Genomic DNA, 14,824 nt, shown 5'->3' with positions numbered 1-14,824 from the left:
GACAGCCTGCCATTGCTTTGCAAGAGAGAGACCCCATGAGCAAACTAACTGACAATCTTGACGCCAATTTCCAGCTGTTCATCGAAGAAGTCCGCGAGTCGGGTCAGGTGTGGGGTCTGCGCTACGGTGAAGACTGGGTGGTGTGCCGCTCCGCCGAGTTCGAAGATGCGGACGTGATGCCGCTCTGGTCTGCCGAAGGGGATGCCCGCCTGCACTGCGTGGACGAGTGGGCGGATTACGAGCCGGAAGTGATCGAGCTCGAAGAGTTCCTGGACATCTGGATCAACGATCTGGACGAGGACGACGTGCTGGTCGGCCCGAACTGGAACGCCGATCTGGAAGGCCAGGAGCTCGAGCCCATCGAGCTGGCCAAGGCGCTGGTGGAACTGGACGCCTGAGTCTGCCGTCCTGCCGGATTGTGATGAACCGGCCCCCTTCGGGGGGCCGGTTTTTTTATGGCCGCCATGGGCCATGAAAAGGCGATTTGCCTTTGCACCCGTCCCGGGGATGGGTCATCATCAACCCTTTGCCGATCGGGAGGTGCCATGTTTGTCTTTGACGTGACCACGAAGGCGGGGGCGCAGGGGAGGATCCAGGTGCAGGCGCTGGACTGGAGCCAGAGCGGCCCGGTGAGCTTTCAGTGTGACAGCGACGAGCTGGCCCTGGTGCTGCTGAGCGGGTGTCGCTGCGATGCCGTGGGGTACTTCAATCTGCTGGGGGGCTGCAAGCCGCTCTACGTGGAGCAGTGGCTCACCTATTTGCAGGAGCGTGGCCAGCTGGAGAAGGTCACTGCCCGCCAGGAGAGCCCGTCCCAACCCGATTACCTGACCCGGGCCGGGCTGGCGGACGACGAGCTCAATGCCCTGCTCGGCCAGATCTACAAGGTGGCCGGGTTCAACCGCCTGCAGATCAACCGCTACCTCAAGCATCGCCACAACCCGACCATGCTGGCGACCCGTTACGATCAGAAGGAGCTGGAGCGTTATCGCCAGCTCAACGACATCATTCTGACCCTGTTGAAGCTGAAACCGTCTCCGTGAAGATCCCCATCTGACCGATCTCCGGTCCCAGTTCCTGGGGCCGGGCGATGAGGTAGCCCTGCAAGCCGTCCACATACATGCTCTGCAGCATCTGCTTCTGGCCTATCTGTTCCACCCCTTCCGCGATCACCAGGCAGCCCATGCGATGAGAGACGTCGACGATCATCCGCACGAACTGCTGGTTGGTGAGATCCTGCTCCAGCTCGGTGATGAGACCGGGGTCCAGCTTGATGTAGTCGGGTTTGAGCTCGCGAAACAGGCTGAAGGAGCCGATCCCCTTGCCGAAGTTGCAGATGGCCGAGCGGCTGCCGTGGCGCCTGAGCAGCTCGAACAGCCGCCTGGACCCGGTCAGGTTGCGCTCCAGGTGCTCCTCGTCGAGCTCGAACACCAGGTTGGCCCCGATGTCGGGGTCTTTTTGCAACTGGTGATCCAGCCAGATGAGAAAGGCGCTGTTTTGCAGCAGGGAGCCCGGCAGATTGAGACCCCATCGGCTGTTGTGGCCTCCGAAGGCGCGGTATTGGCGGATGACGTGGCGGATCACCATCTGGGTCAGGCGCAGTACCATGTCCAGCCGCTGCGCCATGGCGAGCAGGGTATCGCTTGGCAGCACGGTGCCGTCGCTGCTGCTGAAACGGGGATAGATCTCGTGATAGGCGAGCATGCCGCGATGCAGGGGCTGGATGGGCTGGCAGGTGAAGCTGACGCTCTCCTGCTCCAGCAGATCGGTCAGCACCTGGGTCCAGTGACGCTGACCCTGCACCTCGACCACCTCGTCGTTCTGCTGGATGGCCCAGCCATTGACCACCTCCGTCTGGGCGCGGGCCAGCGCGAGATCCGCCCGGGCCAGAATGGCCTCTATCTTCTGCTCGCTGCTCAAGCGGGTCATGCCCGAGTAGGCGGCGCTCTCGAGCTCGTGATCGTGCTGATAGCGATCGAAGGCGAGCTTCAGATCCCGTCCCAGCAGATGGGGCGGGATCTGGGCCAGGGGAGGCAGCAGGACGGCAAAATCGGCCCCCGAGATGCGATAGACCCGGTGGCCCGGGAAGCGGCTGACGGTGTGGCTGATGAGGGCGGCGATGTCCCGGATGTAGGCATCCCCGGACTGGAAGCCGCGCTGGGCGTTGAGGGTCCCGAGCTCGGTGGCGCGGATGAGCACCAGGATGGCGGTCTGGGTGTTTTCCTGTTGCAGCAGCTCGGTCAGATCGCGCCGGAAGGCGTGGCGGTTGCCAAGGCCCGTCATCTCGTCCCGGGTCGCCTGATTGTGCAATTCGGTGATCTGGCGGTGGGCATCGATCTCGGCCTCATTGAAGGACGCAAGGAGCTGGCGCAGAGCCGTTTGTGCCTGTACGCTGTCGAGCATGGCGGGATCCCGCTGCTGCAGCGCCAGCAGCCAGCGTTGCTCCTGCCTCGCCTTTTCCCCACGGCGCACGCTGTGGGTGAGAAAGAGCAGCAGGGCGAATCCCGTCAGAGTGGTCATCAGGACCAGCAGCAGGGTGAGCGGTGAGGCGGGGGGGGCGAGCAGCACTCCCTGCAACAGCAGCATGGGAATGCAGACCAGTGCGCTGACCAGCAGCAGGTTTCCCTCATGTTTATTCAACATCGTTTCATCCTTGATGATGTTCATGATGTAGAAATTCTAACCAAGTCGCTGGCGCAAAACATGAGTACTCACGCAACTCCACGATAAAGCGCCGGCGGAATGCAACTAAATGTGAGTGAAAACACTTTCATGGTCTGTAAAAAAAGCGAAGATGGGTTGAAAACAGCCCCAACAGAGCAGAGGTAGATATGTTGCTAGAACCCGTAGACACCGCCAAAGCACGGCAACTATTGAATCAGAGTATGGCCTTGGTGCTCGCAGGGGGACGGGGCAGCCGCCTGAAGCAGTTGACCGATAACCGCGCCAAGCCCGCCGTCCACTTTGGCGGCAAATTCCGTATCATCGACTTCGTGCTCTCCAACTGCATCAACTCCGGCATCCGCCGGGTGGGTGTGGTGACCCAGTACAAGTCCCACAGTCTGTTGCGCCACCTGCAATCGGGCTGGTCTTTCCTGCGCTACCAGATGAACGAGTTCATCGACTTGCTGCCCGCCCAGCAACGGGTGGACGAGGTGCACTGGTATCGCGGCACCGCAGACGCCATCTACCAGAACGTCGACATCATCCGTGACTACGGTCCCAAGTACATCGTGGTGCTGGCGGGGGATCACATCTACAAGATGGACTACGCCGCCATGCTGCTGGATCACGTGCGCCTCGGCGCCAAGGTGACGGTGGCCTGTATCGAGGTACCACGCTGCGAGGCATCGGCCTTCGGCGTGATGGACATCGACGAGCAACGCAAGATCCGCGCCTTCGTGGAGAAACCGGCCAATCCGCCCGCCATGCCGGGCTGCGAGGATCGCTCGCTGGCCTCCATGGGCATCTACATCTTCGAGGCGGAGTACCTCTACCAGTTGCTGGAAGAGGATATCCACAACCAGGAGTCCAAGCACGACTTCGGCATGGACGTGATCCCGCGCATCGTGGGGGAGGGCAAGGCCTTTGCCCACCCGTTCAACATGTCCTGTGTCGGGGCCAAGGAGGGGCAAAAACCCTACTGGCGCGACGTGGGGACCCTGGATTCGTTCTGGGAGGCGAACATGGATCTGGCCTCCGTGGTGCCCGAGCTCGACATCTATGACGAGAACTGGCCCATCTGGACCAGCCAGAACATGTCGCCCCCGGCCAAGTTCGTGCAGGACAGAAACGGCCAGCACGGCATGACCATCAACTCCATGTTCGCGGGGGGCTCCATCGTGAGCGGCTCCTTCGTGCTCAACTCGGTGTTGTTCACCAACGTGCGGGTGCACTCCTTCTGTACCCTGGATCAGGCGGTGATCTTCCCCGGGGTCGAGATCGGGGCTGGTTGCCGCTTACGCCGGGTGGTGGTGGACAAGGGGTGCAAGCTGCCAGACGGCCTGGTGGTGGGGGAGAACGCGGACGAGGATGCACGCCGCTTCTACCGCTCCGAGCAGGGCATCGTGCTGGTGACCAAGCCGATGCTGGCCAAGCTCGGCTAACCTCGTCGACACAGACAAAAAAAGGGAGCCCTGGGCTCCCTTTCTATTGGTGGTCGATTTATTTCTCGCTGACCAAGGCCTTGCCGGCCATCACCATGGCGTTGCCATGCTTGCCACCGGCGGCGGTCACTTGCGGGACGCCATCTTCGTCGGTGTCGCTGCCGGCACCCTCGATGACGTTCTCGCCGGAGTCGCCGACCCATTCGGCCATCTGCATGCCGCCGTTGACGGTGCCGCGGAACCAGCTCACGTAGCGCTGGGTCAGCTGTGCCAGCTCCAGCTCGGGTGCCTTCTCGGCCCCTTCGTTGCGCAGGTTCAGCATGGCAGAGCGCAGGGCGCCGGAGATGGCGGCCTGGGTCCAGGGGGTGTATTCACCCTGCTTGCCGGCGAGCCAGGTACCGGCCTTGGCATTGAAGTAGGCCTTGTCGGCGGCGATGAAGAGCTCGCGCGCCGCGGTGCGGTACTTGGCATCCGAGGTGGCCAGGAAGGCGGCGGTCAGGCCGCGGATGGCGGCGAACTGCGCGTCGATGGACTGACCGGCGTCAAGCTTGCCGCCCAGGGTCAGACCGTCATGGACCAGGCCGTTCTTGCCCTTGAGGTTGGCGAGGATGAAATCGGCCTGCTTGCGGACCAGTGCGATCGCCTGCTCACCCTGTGGGGTCTTGAGGTTCAGCTCGCCATTGTCACCGGCGGCGTAACCCACCGGCAGCGCATCCTGGGCGCGCTGGAAGATCTGCAGGGCGACCAGGGCGTAGGCGGCGTCGAAGGTGGTGACGTGCCCGGCCTGTTTGCCAGCCTGCCAGCTGTCGACCAGGGTGCCGGCCTTGGGCTCGAAGTGCAGGGCCAGCAGGTTCTTGAAGGTGAGGTTGGAGAGGTTCAGGGCCAGGGAGAAGGCATCGCTGCCCGCCACCGCCTTGCCCAGATCGTTGGTCTGGTTGGCAGCCGGAGCGGCGGCGAACGGGGCACCGTCAAACACGGCGTGGAAGGCCGGGTTCTGATTGGTGTTGGCCGTGCGCTGATCGCTGAAGGCGTAGAACTCGGAGAGGGGCCACAGCAGCATCCAGGCGTCGCGCAACTGGGCGGAGCCGTCCACGACCTCCAGCTTGCCGATGGCACCGGCGTCGTTCTTGCTGGTCTCGGTCACCTTCACCTGATGAGGGAAGTAGACAACCCCCTTGGCCGGATCGTACTGCGGGGTGATCTTGGCGCCCAGGGTCTTGCCGTCAAAGCCGAGCTGACCTTGCAGGATGGCGAGCTTGTCGATGGACTGCTCGGTCAGCATCATGCCGTTGAAGCCGTCGGCGGCAGAAACCCCCAGCTTGTGCTTGCCGTCCTGATCCATGGTGGCGGACGCGGCTTCCACCTCTTCATCGGTCTCGGCTACGTGCATGCCGCCCAGGAAGTCCTGGGACCACATCACTTCCTTGAGCAGGATGCCGCCCACGGCTGCCGGGACCAGCAGGTTGTCACTGCCGCTCCAGCGCAGGGTGGCGTAGTCGCGGAAGTAGGCGGGGACCTGGGTCTTGACGCTCTTCTCGTTGCCCTTGGCGGTCTTGATGGTGATCTGGTCACCGTTGACCGGGGTGGCGTTCACGGCCTGGGCGAACTCCGGGTTGGCGGAGGCGTAGGGCAGGGAGAGGGGATACATGCCCTGGGGAATTTCATCGGCGGGGAAGCCGACGGCCTCTGCCATGGCCAGTACCCGTTTGCCCAGGTCGGCCAGGGTGCCGCCACGGGCCTGGTTTTGCGGCCCGTTGACCAGATGGGGGCCCATGCCGGACTGGTAGTTGAGGGCGTACATTGCCTCTTCGGAGTATTCATAGGATTCGATGCCGGCGGCGAAGTCGAACGGGGTCGGCTCGTCGGCGCGGTTGGCGTCCAGCACATCCAGATCCAGACCGAGGGCCTCGGCCAGCGGCTCGCCGGAGAGCTCGAATTCGGTGTAGGCCAGCATGTTGGCGGCGGTGTTGAACGTCTTGTCCTCCACCTTGACGGCAGCCTGTGCGGCGCTGCTGAGGAGTGCGCAGGCGATCGCCTGCACCAGTACGGTTTTTCTCATGTCCTTCTCACCATATTGTTGATTTTATTATGACGCTTCTCATGAATCTAAATGAGAATGGTGTGCATTATGGGGCAAAGGGCGGGGCTTGAGAAGAAAAAAACCGCGCCCCGGTGGGGTGAAGAGGAGAGGCGCGGCGGCAGGTGTCACATCAGTTTGAAGGGGATGACCAGTCGGCCCGGCTCCACCTTGAGGGCTTCGACCTTCTCCTTGATCCGCGCCTCGTTCTGGCGGCTGCCATCGAGCCGGTAGACGGGGGTCTGGGAGAGGAACAGGGAGAGGGACTGGTTGAAGGTGGGCAAGAGCGGGGAGAGGGCGGTGCCCACGTCCGCCGGCTCGGTCTTGACGGAGAGCAATTCGAGATCGCGCAGATAGATGGCGCCCTGCTCGGCCACATAGTCCGGGCGTGCCCGCAGGGAGAGGCGGATCTTCATCTGCTGGCTGCCAAGGGGGCTCGCCACCTGCAGCTCGCCGGCGGCATCCAGCTCGACCTTGTCGGCCTGGCTGCGGCCGATGCGGCTTTGCATGTCATCGAGGCGGATCTTGCTCGACATGATGCCGGGGATCCCCAGCTGTTTCTCGAAGGCGACTCGCTCCTTGAGGTACTGGTTGATCTCCCCTTCGCTGACACTGTACTGGGTCAGCGAGCAGGCCGCCAGCAGCAGGGCGAAGGGAAGCAGAAGCAGGTGTTTCAACATGGGAGGGTTCCATTTTCGGGGCTGTCACAAGAGGTGGCGCCATCTTAGAGGCAAAGCGGGTTGGCCGCCAGTGGGGCCGCCCTGACCGGTTTCTGTCGCATCCCCCATATGGGGATGGCAATCCGTTTTCATTCGAGTAGCTGTTTCCCTTCACCGCCAGCAGGCCCGTCCTGGCGTCATCCCCGACATACCCACAGACAAGCTCCTGTTTTAGCGATGCAAAATCCCATTGACCCCGCGATTTCAAAGCGAGTATTTTACCGCCGCACAAAGTCAAATTGATAATCATTATCATTTTGAATCTTCTTTGAGGGTGTTACGTGAAGACTCGAGTAATGGACAATGGCACACCTGCCGAGGCGAAGATGTCGCCTGATTTCTTGTTTACCTCGGGTCAGGGCACGATCAGTGCCACTGACCTGGGGCAACCCATCACCACCCCCGCCTGCGAGTGGCCCCTGCTGGCACAGCAGATAACCCTGGCCCTCGATGCCGCCAGGGCTGCCGGCCAGACCAACCCTCTGCTGATAGGTGCTTTTGCGTTCGACCCGGCAGAGGCTTCCTGCCTCTATGTGCCCGGCCACTATGAGCGGGGCGATCGCCCCATCCCGGCAGCACAGGCGCCGGCGACAGCGGCGATGGCAGAGCAGGCCGTCGAGGCCAACCGGGTCATCTCGGTGCAGAGCACCCCGCCGGCCAGCGAATTCCAGGCCTCGGTCAGTGCGGCGCTGGATGCGTTTGCACAAGGTCGGCTCGCCAAGGTGGTGCTGTCGCGCAAACTCACCCTTACCCTGCACCAGCCCGCTGACCCTAAGCAGGTGATGGCCCGTTTGATGGCCCAGAATCCCCACGCCTTCCACTTCTCCCTGCCGCTCGGCCAGGGTCGCCGACTGCTCGGTGCCAGTCCGGAGCTGCTGCTGCGGGTCAGCGGGGGAGAGGTGTTCACCCACCCGTTGGCGGGTTCCGCCCGTCGGGCGAGCGAACCGGCGCAAGACGAAATGGTGGCCCGGGATCTGCTGGCTTCTCGCAAGGATCAGCATGAGCACCGCCTGGTGATCGACGAGATCCGCCGGGTGCTGACGCCCCACTGCCGCGAGCTGGCCATTCCTTCCCTCCCTTCGCTGATGAGCACGGATACCCTCTGGCATCTGGGCACCCCCATCGCCGGGCGGCTCAATGGTGGCGAGGCGTCGGTGCTCTCCCTGGCCTGCCAGCTTCATCCCACCCCGGCCCTGTGCGGCTATCCCACCGATCTCGCCCGCCAGTTCATCCGTGAGCAGGAGCCCTTCCGACGCGCCCTGTTCAGCGGCATCGTCGGCTGGTGCGACAGCCAGGGCAACGGTGAGTGGGCCGTGGTGATCCGCTGCGGCGTGCTCGACGGCCATCAGGTGGAGCTGTTCGCCGGCGCCGGTATCGTCGCGGGCTCGGATCCCGCCATGGAGTGGGCCGAGACTGGCACCAAGCTGGGGACCATGCTCAAGGCACTGGGTCTGGATTTGGAGGTCGCGCAATGACCCAGTCCAACCGCTTCCTGCCCTATACCCGCTGGCCCGATGCATTGGCGGAGCGTTACCGCGCCAAGGGCTATTGGCGCGGCGAGCCGCTGACCTCCATGCTGGCGCGTCAGTGCGAGCTGGCCCCCGACGCCGAGGCCATCCTCTGCGGTGAGCGTCGCTTCAGCTATGGCGAGCTGGACGCCGCCTCGAGCCGGCTGGCCGCGAATCTGGCCCGTCACGGCCTGGGGGTAGGGGATACCGCGCTGGTGCAGCTCCCCAACGTGGCCGAGTTCTATCTGGTGTTCTTCGCCCTGCTCAAGGCCGGTATTGCGCCGGTCAACGCGCTCTTTAGCCACAACCGGCTGGAGCTCTCCTCTTATGCCGAGCAGATCACCCCCCGCCTCTTTATTGGCTCGCTGACCCATCCGCTGTTTGCGAACAAGGGGCGCGAGAGCGAGCTGCTGACAACCATAGGTGCCGAACTGGTGCTGCTGGATGGCGATGAGGGGGAGCTGGGGCTGACCCGCTGGTTGGCGAAGAGGGCTGAGAGTGAGCCGGTGAAATCTGGCCCGACCCCGGCGGACGAGGTGGCTTTCTTCCAGCTCTCCGGCGGCAGCACCGGCACCCCCAAGCTCATCCCCCGCACCCACGACGATTACCTGTACAGCGTGCGCCGCAGCAATGAAATCTGTGAATTGGGGCCCCATACCCGCTATCTGTGCGCCCTGCCGGCGCCCCACAACTTCCCTCTGAGCTCCCCTGGCGCTCTGGGGGTGTTCGAGGCGGGCGGCACCGTGGTGCTCGCGCCCGACCCCAGCCCCATCAGCTGTTTCCCGCTGATTGCCCGCCACCGGGTCAACCTCACCTCGCTGGTGCCGCCGGCGGTCTCGCTCTGGCTGCAGGCCGCGGAAGCGGACCCCACTGCGCGCACTCAGCTCGAGAGCCTCGACTTGCTGCAAGTGGGCGGCGCCAAGCTGGGGGAGGCGGTGGCCAGCAAGATAGGGCCGCTGCTCGGCTGCCGGCTGCAGCAGGTGTTCGGCATGGCGGAGGGGCTGGTGAACTACACCCGGCTGGACGACCCCGACGAGAAGGTCATTCACACCCAGGGCCGCCCTATGAGCCCGGACGACGAGGTGCGCATCCTCGATGAGGCGGGCAACCCGGTTGCCCCCGGCGAGCCTGGCGCCCTGCACACCCGCGGTCCCTACACCTTCCGCGGTTACTACCAGAGTCCGGCCCACAACGCCCGGGTGTTCGATGCCGAGGGTTTCTACTGCTCCGGCGATCTGGTGGTACAGGATGCCGATGGTTACCTCACCGTGGTCGGGCGGCAGAAGGATCAGATCAACCGGGGCGGCGAGAAGATCGCGGCGGAAGAGGTGGAAAACCAGCTGCTGCACCACCCGGCCATCACCCATGCGGCCCTGGTCTCCATGCCCGACAGCGCCATGGGGGAGAAGAGCTGCGCCTTCATCGTCAGCACGGATCCCGCCTTGAAGCCGCTGGCCTTGCGCAAGTTTCTGCGTGAGCGCGGGGTGGCGGACTTCAAGCTGCCCGACCGTTTCGAAACCCTGGACGCCCTGCCCATGACGGCGGTGGGCAAGATTGACAAGCAGGGGCTGCGGGCGCGCATTGCGCACGCCATCGCCGCCAACCAGCCTCTACAGCATAAAACTAAAAAGGAATCATGACGTTATGGCTATCCCAACCCTGAACAATTACGCCATGCCCAGCCAGTGGAAGGCCAACAAGGTCGACTGGTCCCTGGACTCCAAACGCGCCGCCCTGCTGATCCACGACATGCAGGAGTACTTCACCGCCTTCTATGGCGAAAACAGCCCGCTGATCGCGGCGCTCACCGAGCGCCTGGCCGCCGTGCGCAAGCAGTGCAAGGCCCTCGGCATCCCGGTCTTCTACACCGCCCAGCCCAAGGATCAATCCCCTGAGGATCGCGCCCTGCTCAACGACATGTGGGGCCCGGGGCTCAACAAACGGCCCGAGCAGCAGCAGGTGGTGGCAGCCCTGCGCCCGGAGCGGGACGACACCGTGCTGGTCAAGTGGCGCTACAGCGCCTTCCAGCGCTCCGAGCTCGAGCAGATGCTCAAAGCGCTGGGGCGGGATCAGCTGATCATCGGCGGCATCTACGGCCATATCGGTTGCATGATGACCGCCTGCGACGCCTTCATGCGCGACATCCAGCCCTTCTTCCTGGCGGACGGGGTGGCGGACTTCTCCCTGGCCGACCACCAGATGGCGCTCGACTACGTGGCGACCCGCTTCGGCAAGGTGATCCGCTGCGAGGAGGTGCTGGCCCTTGCGCCGGTTGCCGCTTCTGCCGTCCAGAGCAATCCGTTGCTGACGTATGAGGGGCTCAAGGCGCGGCTGCTGAGTCATATCGACGAGGACGAAGATGAGTTTGACCCCGATGAGAACCTCATCGACTACGGTCTGGATTCGGTGCGGATCATGGCCCTGCTCACCGAGTGGCGCGCCGCCGGGGTCGAGCTCGGCTTCGTGGATCTCGCCAAGTTGCCGACCCTCAACGGCTGGTGGCGCCTGATCGAGGCCAGGCTGGCAGCCCAGGCGCTGGAGGTGACCCCATGAACCGCTTCCCCTTGACCATACCTCAGCAGGGGCTCTGGTCCGGACATCTGCTGAACGACGACAAGGCGATGTTCAACACCGCCGAGTGCATCGCCTTCGACGGCAAGGTCGAGGCGGCCGTGCTGGCCGCGGCCCTTGCCAAGGCGGTAGGGGAGTGCGAGGTGCTCAAGGGCCACTTCGAAGACGATAAGGAGGCGGTCTGCTTCGTCTCGCATGAGCTGCCCCTGGCCTATGAAGAAATCTCCCTCGAGCACGATGACGAGACGCTGGCCCGCGCCTGGGCCTGGGCCGATCTGCGCCGCCCGTTCGAGCTGACCCAAGAGGCACCCTGCCGTTTCGCCCTGCTGCGCGGCCCCGGCCGCGATTATCTCTACAGCTGCGTGCACCACATCGCCCTCGACGGCTTTGGCACCACCTTGCTGTTCCAGCGCATCGCCGAACTGTATGCAGAGGGGCTGGCCGGTGAGATGAACTCCCCATCCCCCTTCGGCTCGTTGGCTGAAGTGCTGGCAGAAGAGGCGAGCCGCGAGCAGAGCGGCAAGAACGACGCCGCCCGCGCCTTCTGGCAGGAGCAGCTGCAAGGCTGGCCCGAGGTGAAGTCCTTTGGCGAGACCCGCGCACCCATCGCGGCCGAATTTATCCGCGAGAGCCGCCCACTGCCGGCGGCGCTCTGGCAATCCCTGACCGGCTTTGCCGACGAGCACAAACTGGGCTGGCCCGATCTGCTGCTGGCCGGTATCTCTGCCCAGCTGTCGATGTCGAGCGGCCAGGATAAGACCCTGCTCGGCCTGATGATGATGAACCGCATCGACTCGGCGTCGCTGACCGTGCCCTGCATGCAGATGAACATCACCCCCCTTGCTCTGGAACTCGAAGAGGGGTTGAGTCTGGCGGGGGCCGCCGGCGCCGTGGCCAAGGCCAAGCGCGGGGTGCGCAAACACCAGCACTACCGCTACGAGCTGTTGCGCCGCGACCTTGGCCTGGTGGGGGGCGACAAACGCCTGTTCGGCCCGCTGGTCAACATCATGCCGTTCGATCACGCTCGCCGCTTCGGGCCGCTATCTGCCCATATTCTCAACATCAGCGCCGGCCCGGTGGAGGATCTCACCATCGAGGTGCAGGTCGGCGTCGATGGCCAGCCCAGACTGGATCTGGACGCCAACCCCGGCTGCTACCAGCAGGGAGATCTGGCAGCCATCGCCGATACCCTGTTTGCCCTGCTGGGGCGCTGGCTGGCCGAGCCTGCTCAGACCCTGGGAACGCTCAAGGCCGACTGGCTGGCCGAGCAGCGAGCCAGCGCCCTGATCGCCGGCCCCTCCCATGAAGCTCTCCAGGTGCGGCCGGTGCTGGAGGCGCTCTGCCACTTCGCCGCTCAGACCCCGGACAAGATAGCGCTGGAGCAGGGAGAGGCCCGCTTCAGCTACGAGGCGCTGCTGGCCAGAGCCGAACAGATGGCGGCCGCCCTGCAGGCCGCAGGCGTCGCCCCCGGCGACAAGGTGGGGGTCATGCTAGCGCGCACCCCCCAGGCCATCTTCGCCCAGCTGGCGGTGCTGCTGGCGGGCGCCGTCTATGTGCCGCTCGATCCCGAGCAGCCCCTGGAGCGTCAGGGCCATATCCTGCGGCTGGGGGAGGTCAAGACCCTGATCACCCAGGCCGAGTACCGCCACAAGCTGGCCAGCCTGTTTGAGGGGCGCACCCTGCTGGCGGGGGATCTGGTGAGCGGTGATCGGCTCAACCAGCCGGCCGCCGGCCGCGCCGTCGCCTACCTGATGTTCACCTCGGGTTCGACCGGTCTGCCCAAAGGGGTGGCGGTGAGCCACGGTGCGCTGGATCACTTCGCCGCCGCCGCCTGCTGCCGTTATCACCTGGATGAAGAGGCGCGGATGCTGCAATTCGCCCCCTTCAACTTCGACGCCAGCATCGAAGAGGTGTTCGCTACCTTGAGCGCCGGCGCCACCCTGGTACTGCGCACCGACGCCCTGCTCGAATCCATGCCCGCCTTTGCGGCCGGGGTGGAGCAGATGGGGATCACCCACCTCGACCTGCCCACCGCGTTCTGGAACGAGTGGGTGGTGGCGCTGACGGCGGGTCAGGCCCACATTCCTGCCAATCTGGCTACCGTCATCATCGGCGGCGAGGCGGTCTACCCCGAGCAACTGGCCCAGTGGCAGCGCCAAGGCCGCTCCGATGTGCGCCTGTTCAACACCTACGGCCCCACCGAAACGACCGTGGTGGTGACCACCCAGGAGCTGCAACAGGAAGACCCGAGCCAGGCCCAGTTGCCCATCGGCCTGCCGCTGCCCGGCATGCAGGCGCTCATCCTGGGGGCGGGGGAGCAACCCGCCAGCGAGGGGGAGCTGGTGCTGCTCGGCCCGCAGCTGGCCAACGGCTATGTGGGGGGCGTGCAAGGGAGCTTTGGCACCCTACGGGTTGGCGCGGAGCTGATGCCCGTCTATCGCACCGGCGATCGGGTACGCCTGGTGGCCGGCCGGCTGGTCTATCTGGGTCGGCGCGACAACGAATTCAAGATAAGCGGCTATCGCATCCAGCCCGGCGAAGTGGAGGCCCAGCTGCTGGCCCTGCCCGGCGTGGACGAGGCCTGCGTGCAGGGGGTGAGCATCGGCAGCGTGCGCCGGCTGGTGGCCTTCGTGGCGGGGCCGGAGCGCGACAGCCGGGTCATCAAGGCGCAGCTGGCCAGGGTGCTGCCTGCCGCCATGATCCCCACCGACTATCGCCACTATGACCAGCTGCCCCGCACCGGCTCCAACAAGCTGGATCGCAAGGCCCTGCTGGCCGCCTACCAGGCGGGCGGCGAAGCCCTGACCCTGGGCAGCGAGACCGAGAACCGGGTCGGCGCCATCTGGCAGCAGATCCTGGGGCTCGCCACCATGGCGCCCACGGACAACTTCTTCGAACTGGGGGGCCAGTCCCTGCAGACCATCCAGATAGTCAACCGGCTCGGCGCCGAGTTCGGGGTGCAGGTCAAGGTCTCCGACGTGTTCGATCACCCGCGCCTCGACGATTTCTGCCGCTTCCTCGACGGCCTGCTTGCCGAGGATGAAGAGAGCGTGGAGATGGTGTGGTGATGGATAAGGAGCAACAAGCAATGGCCTTTGATTTCACTGGCAAGCGGGTCTGGGTGACCGGGGCCGGGCGCGGTATCGGCCGCGAGGTGGCGACGCAGTTCGTGGCGGCCGGCGCATCTGTGGTGGGGCTGGATCTGGCGTTTCCCGAAGCCGACTACCCCTATGCCACCCGGCGGCTCGATATCGGCGACTCGAAGGCGGTCAACGCCTGCTGCGCAGCGCTGCTGGCGGACGGCGGGCTCGATGTGCTGGTGAACGGGGCCGGAGTGCTGCGCCTCGGCCCCACCGAAACCTTAAGCGATGACGACTGGCACGACTGCATGACGGTCAACGCCAGCGGCGTCTTCTATCTGCTGCGGGCCCTGGTGCCCCACTTCAAGGGGCAGCAGCGCGGCGCCATCGTCACCATCGGCTCCAACGCCGCCCATGTGCCGCGCATGCAGATGGCGGCCTATTGCGCCTCCAAGGCGGCGGTCACCAGCCTGACCCAGACAGTGGGGCTGGAGCTGGCCCCCTTCGGCGTGCGCGCCAACCTGGTGTCGCCGGGCTCGACGGATACCCCCATGCTGCGCGGCATGCTGCCAAGCGAGGAGGCCATGGCCCGCACCATTGCCGGGTTGCCGGAGCAGTTCAAGCTCGGTATCCCCCTGCGCAAGGTCGCCACCCCGGCGGAGATCGCCCATACCGTCCTCTTCCTGGCCTCGGATCTGGCCAGCCACATCACGCTGCAGGATCTGGTCGTCGACGGCGGCGCCACCCTGAGTGCCTGAGGCTTGAG

General features: G+C 64.8%; 11 protein-coding genes. 8 read left to right on the top strand and 3 right to left on the bottom strand.

Going from position 1 to position 14,824, the window contains the following annotated elements; translation table 11 throughout:
* The first annotated feature begins 35 nt into the window (after window positions 1–35).
* Window positions 36–398: a DUF2750 domain-containing protein gene (locus I6L36_RS03750; protein ID WP_010674427.1), complete on the top strand. Its 363-nt coding sequence runs from the start codon at window positions 36–38 to the stop codon at window positions 396–398.
* A gap of 147 nt (window positions 399–545) precedes the next feature.
* Window positions 546–1,040 carry a hypothetical protein gene (locus tag I6L36_RS03745; RefSeq protein ID WP_010674428.1) on the top strand — a complete coding sequence of 165 codons (495 nt, stop codon included), beginning with the start codon at window positions 546–548 and terminating at the stop codon, window positions 1,038–1,040.
* Here the strand turns inward: I6L36_RS03745 and I6L36_RS03740 are convergent.
* Window positions 1,003–2,640: an EAL domain-containing protein gene (locus I6L36_RS03740; protein ID WP_109112690.1), complete on the bottom strand. Its 1,638-nt coding sequence runs from the start codon at window positions 2,638–2,640 to the stop codon at window positions 1,003–1,005. The genes I6L36_RS03745 and I6L36_RS03740 overlap by 38 nt on opposite strands.
* 188 nt (window positions 2,641–2,828) lie before the next feature.
* Between I6L36_RS03740 and glgC the strand changes: the two genes are divergently transcribed.
* Window positions 2,829–4,103: a glucose-1-phosphate adenylyltransferase gene (gene glgC / locus I6L36_RS03735; RefSeq protein ID WP_039038908.1), complete on the top strand. Its 1,275-nt coding sequence runs from the start codon at window positions 2,829–2,831 to the stop codon at window positions 4,101–4,103.
* Window positions 4,104–4,161: 58 nt separating this feature from the next.
* Here glgC and I6L36_RS03730 read toward each other — a convergent pair whose 3' ends face one another.
* Complete coding sequence (locus I6L36_RS03730) at window positions 4,162–6,162, bottom strand: hypothetical protein (protein ID WP_109112691.1); 2,001 nt, start codon at window positions 6,160–6,162, stop codon at window positions 4,162–4,164.
* Between the two features lie 146 nt (window positions 6,163–6,308).
* Window positions 6,309–6,860 (bottom strand): lipoprotein, encoded by a 552-nt coding sequence (locus I6L36_RS03725; protein WP_039038906.1) that lies wholly within the window; start codon window positions 6,858–6,860, stop codon window positions 6,309–6,311.
* 320 nt (window positions 6,861–7,180) lie between these two features.
* Between I6L36_RS03725 and I6L36_RS03720 the strand changes: the two genes are divergently transcribed.
* The 5 genes from I6L36_RS03720 to amoA are packed head-to-tail and all read left to right on the top strand — an operon-like array spanning window position 7,181 to window position 14,816.
* The gene (locus I6L36_RS03720; RefSeq protein ID WP_109112692.1) at window positions 7,181–8,374 is read left to right on the top strand and encodes an isochorismate synthase MenF; all 1,194 of its coding nucleotides are present in this window, start codon (window positions 7,181–7,183) and stop codon (window positions 8,372–8,374) included.
* Window positions 8,371–10,047 (top strand): amonabactin biosynthesis (2,3-dihydroxybenzoyl)adenylate synthase AmoE, encoded by a 1,677-nt coding sequence (gene amoE, locus I6L36_RS03715; protein ID WP_109112693.1) that lies wholly within the window; start codon window positions 8,371–8,373, stop codon window positions 10,045–10,047. Before I6L36_RS03720 ends, amoE begins: the two co-directional genes overlap by 4 nt.
* Window positions 10,048–10,051: 4 nt before the next feature.
* On the top strand, window positions 10,052–10,960 hold the full coding sequence (gene amoB / locus I6L36_RS03710; protein ID WP_216986970.1) for an amonabactin biosynthesis bifunctional protein AmoB: 909 nt from the start codon (window positions 10,052–10,054) through the stop codon (window positions 10,958–10,960).
* The gene (gene amoF, locus I6L36_RS03705; protein WP_216986969.1) at window positions 10,957–14,046 is read left to right on the top strand and encodes an amonabactin biosynthesis non-ribosomal peptide synthetase AmoF; all 3,090 of its coding nucleotides are present in this window, start codon (window positions 10,957–10,959) and stop codon (window positions 14,044–14,046) included. The genes amoB and amoF overlap by 4 nt, the downstream gene beginning before the upstream one ends.
* A 20-nt stretch (window positions 14,047–14,066) precedes the next feature.
* Window positions 14,067–14,816 (top strand): amonabactin biosynthesis protein AmoA, encoded by a 750-nt coding sequence (amoA, locus tag I6L36_RS03700; protein ID WP_109113223.1) that lies wholly within the window; start codon window positions 14,067–14,069, stop codon window positions 14,814–14,816.
* Window positions 14,817–14,824 lie beyond the last annotated feature (8 nt).

The sequence above is a fragment of the Aeromonas sp. FDAARGOS 1406 genome (genome assembly GCF_019048565.1).
GTDB classification, from domain to species: Bacteria; Pseudomonadota; Gammaproteobacteria; order Enterobacterales; family Aeromonadaceae; genus Aeromonas; species Aeromonas caviae.
Note: the sequence above shows the minus strand (reverse complement) of the source record. Positions and strands in the feature narration are given on the sequence as shown.

Excerpts from the sequence above, each read along its gene's own strand:
- glgC (WP_039038908.1), top strand. The coding sequence starts at position 2,829 with ATGTTGCTAGAACCCGTAGACACCGCCAAAGCACGGCAACTATTGAAT.
- I6L36_RS03745 (WP_010674428.1), top strand. The coding sequence starts at position 546 with ATGTTTGTCTTTGACGTGACCACGAAGGCGGGGGCGCAGGGGAGGATC.
- I6L36_RS03725 (WP_039038906.1), bottom strand. The coding sequence starts at position 6,860 with ATGTTGAAACACCTGCTTCTGCTTCCCTTCGCCCTGCTGCTGGCGGCC.
- I6L36_RS03740 (WP_109112690.1), bottom strand. The coding sequence starts at position 2,640 with ATGTTGAATAAACATGAGGGAAACCTGCTGCTGGTCAGCGCACTGGTC.
- amoA (WP_109113223.1), top strand. The coding sequence starts at position 14,067 with ATGGCCTTTGATTTCACTGGCAAGCGGGTCTGGGTGACCGGGGCCGGG.
- I6L36_RS03750 (WP_010674427.1), top strand. The coding sequence starts at position 36 with ATGAGCAAACTAACTGACAATCTTGACGCCAATTTCCAGCTGTTCATC.
- amoE (WP_109112693.1), top strand. The coding sequence starts at position 8,371 with ATGACCCAGTCCAACCGCTTCCTGCCCTATACCCGCTGGCCCGATGCA.
- I6L36_RS03730 (WP_109112691.1), bottom strand. The coding sequence starts at position 6,162 with ATGAGAAAAACCGTACTGGTGCAGGCGATCGCCTGCGCACTCCTCAGC.
- amoB (WP_216986970.1), top strand. The coding sequence starts at position 10,052 with ATGGCTATCCCAACCCTGAACAATTACGCCATGCCCAGCCAGTGGAAG.
- amoF (WP_216986969.1), top strand. The coding sequence starts at position 10,957 with ATGAACCGCTTCCCCTTGACCATACCTCAGCAGGGGCTCTGGTCCGGA.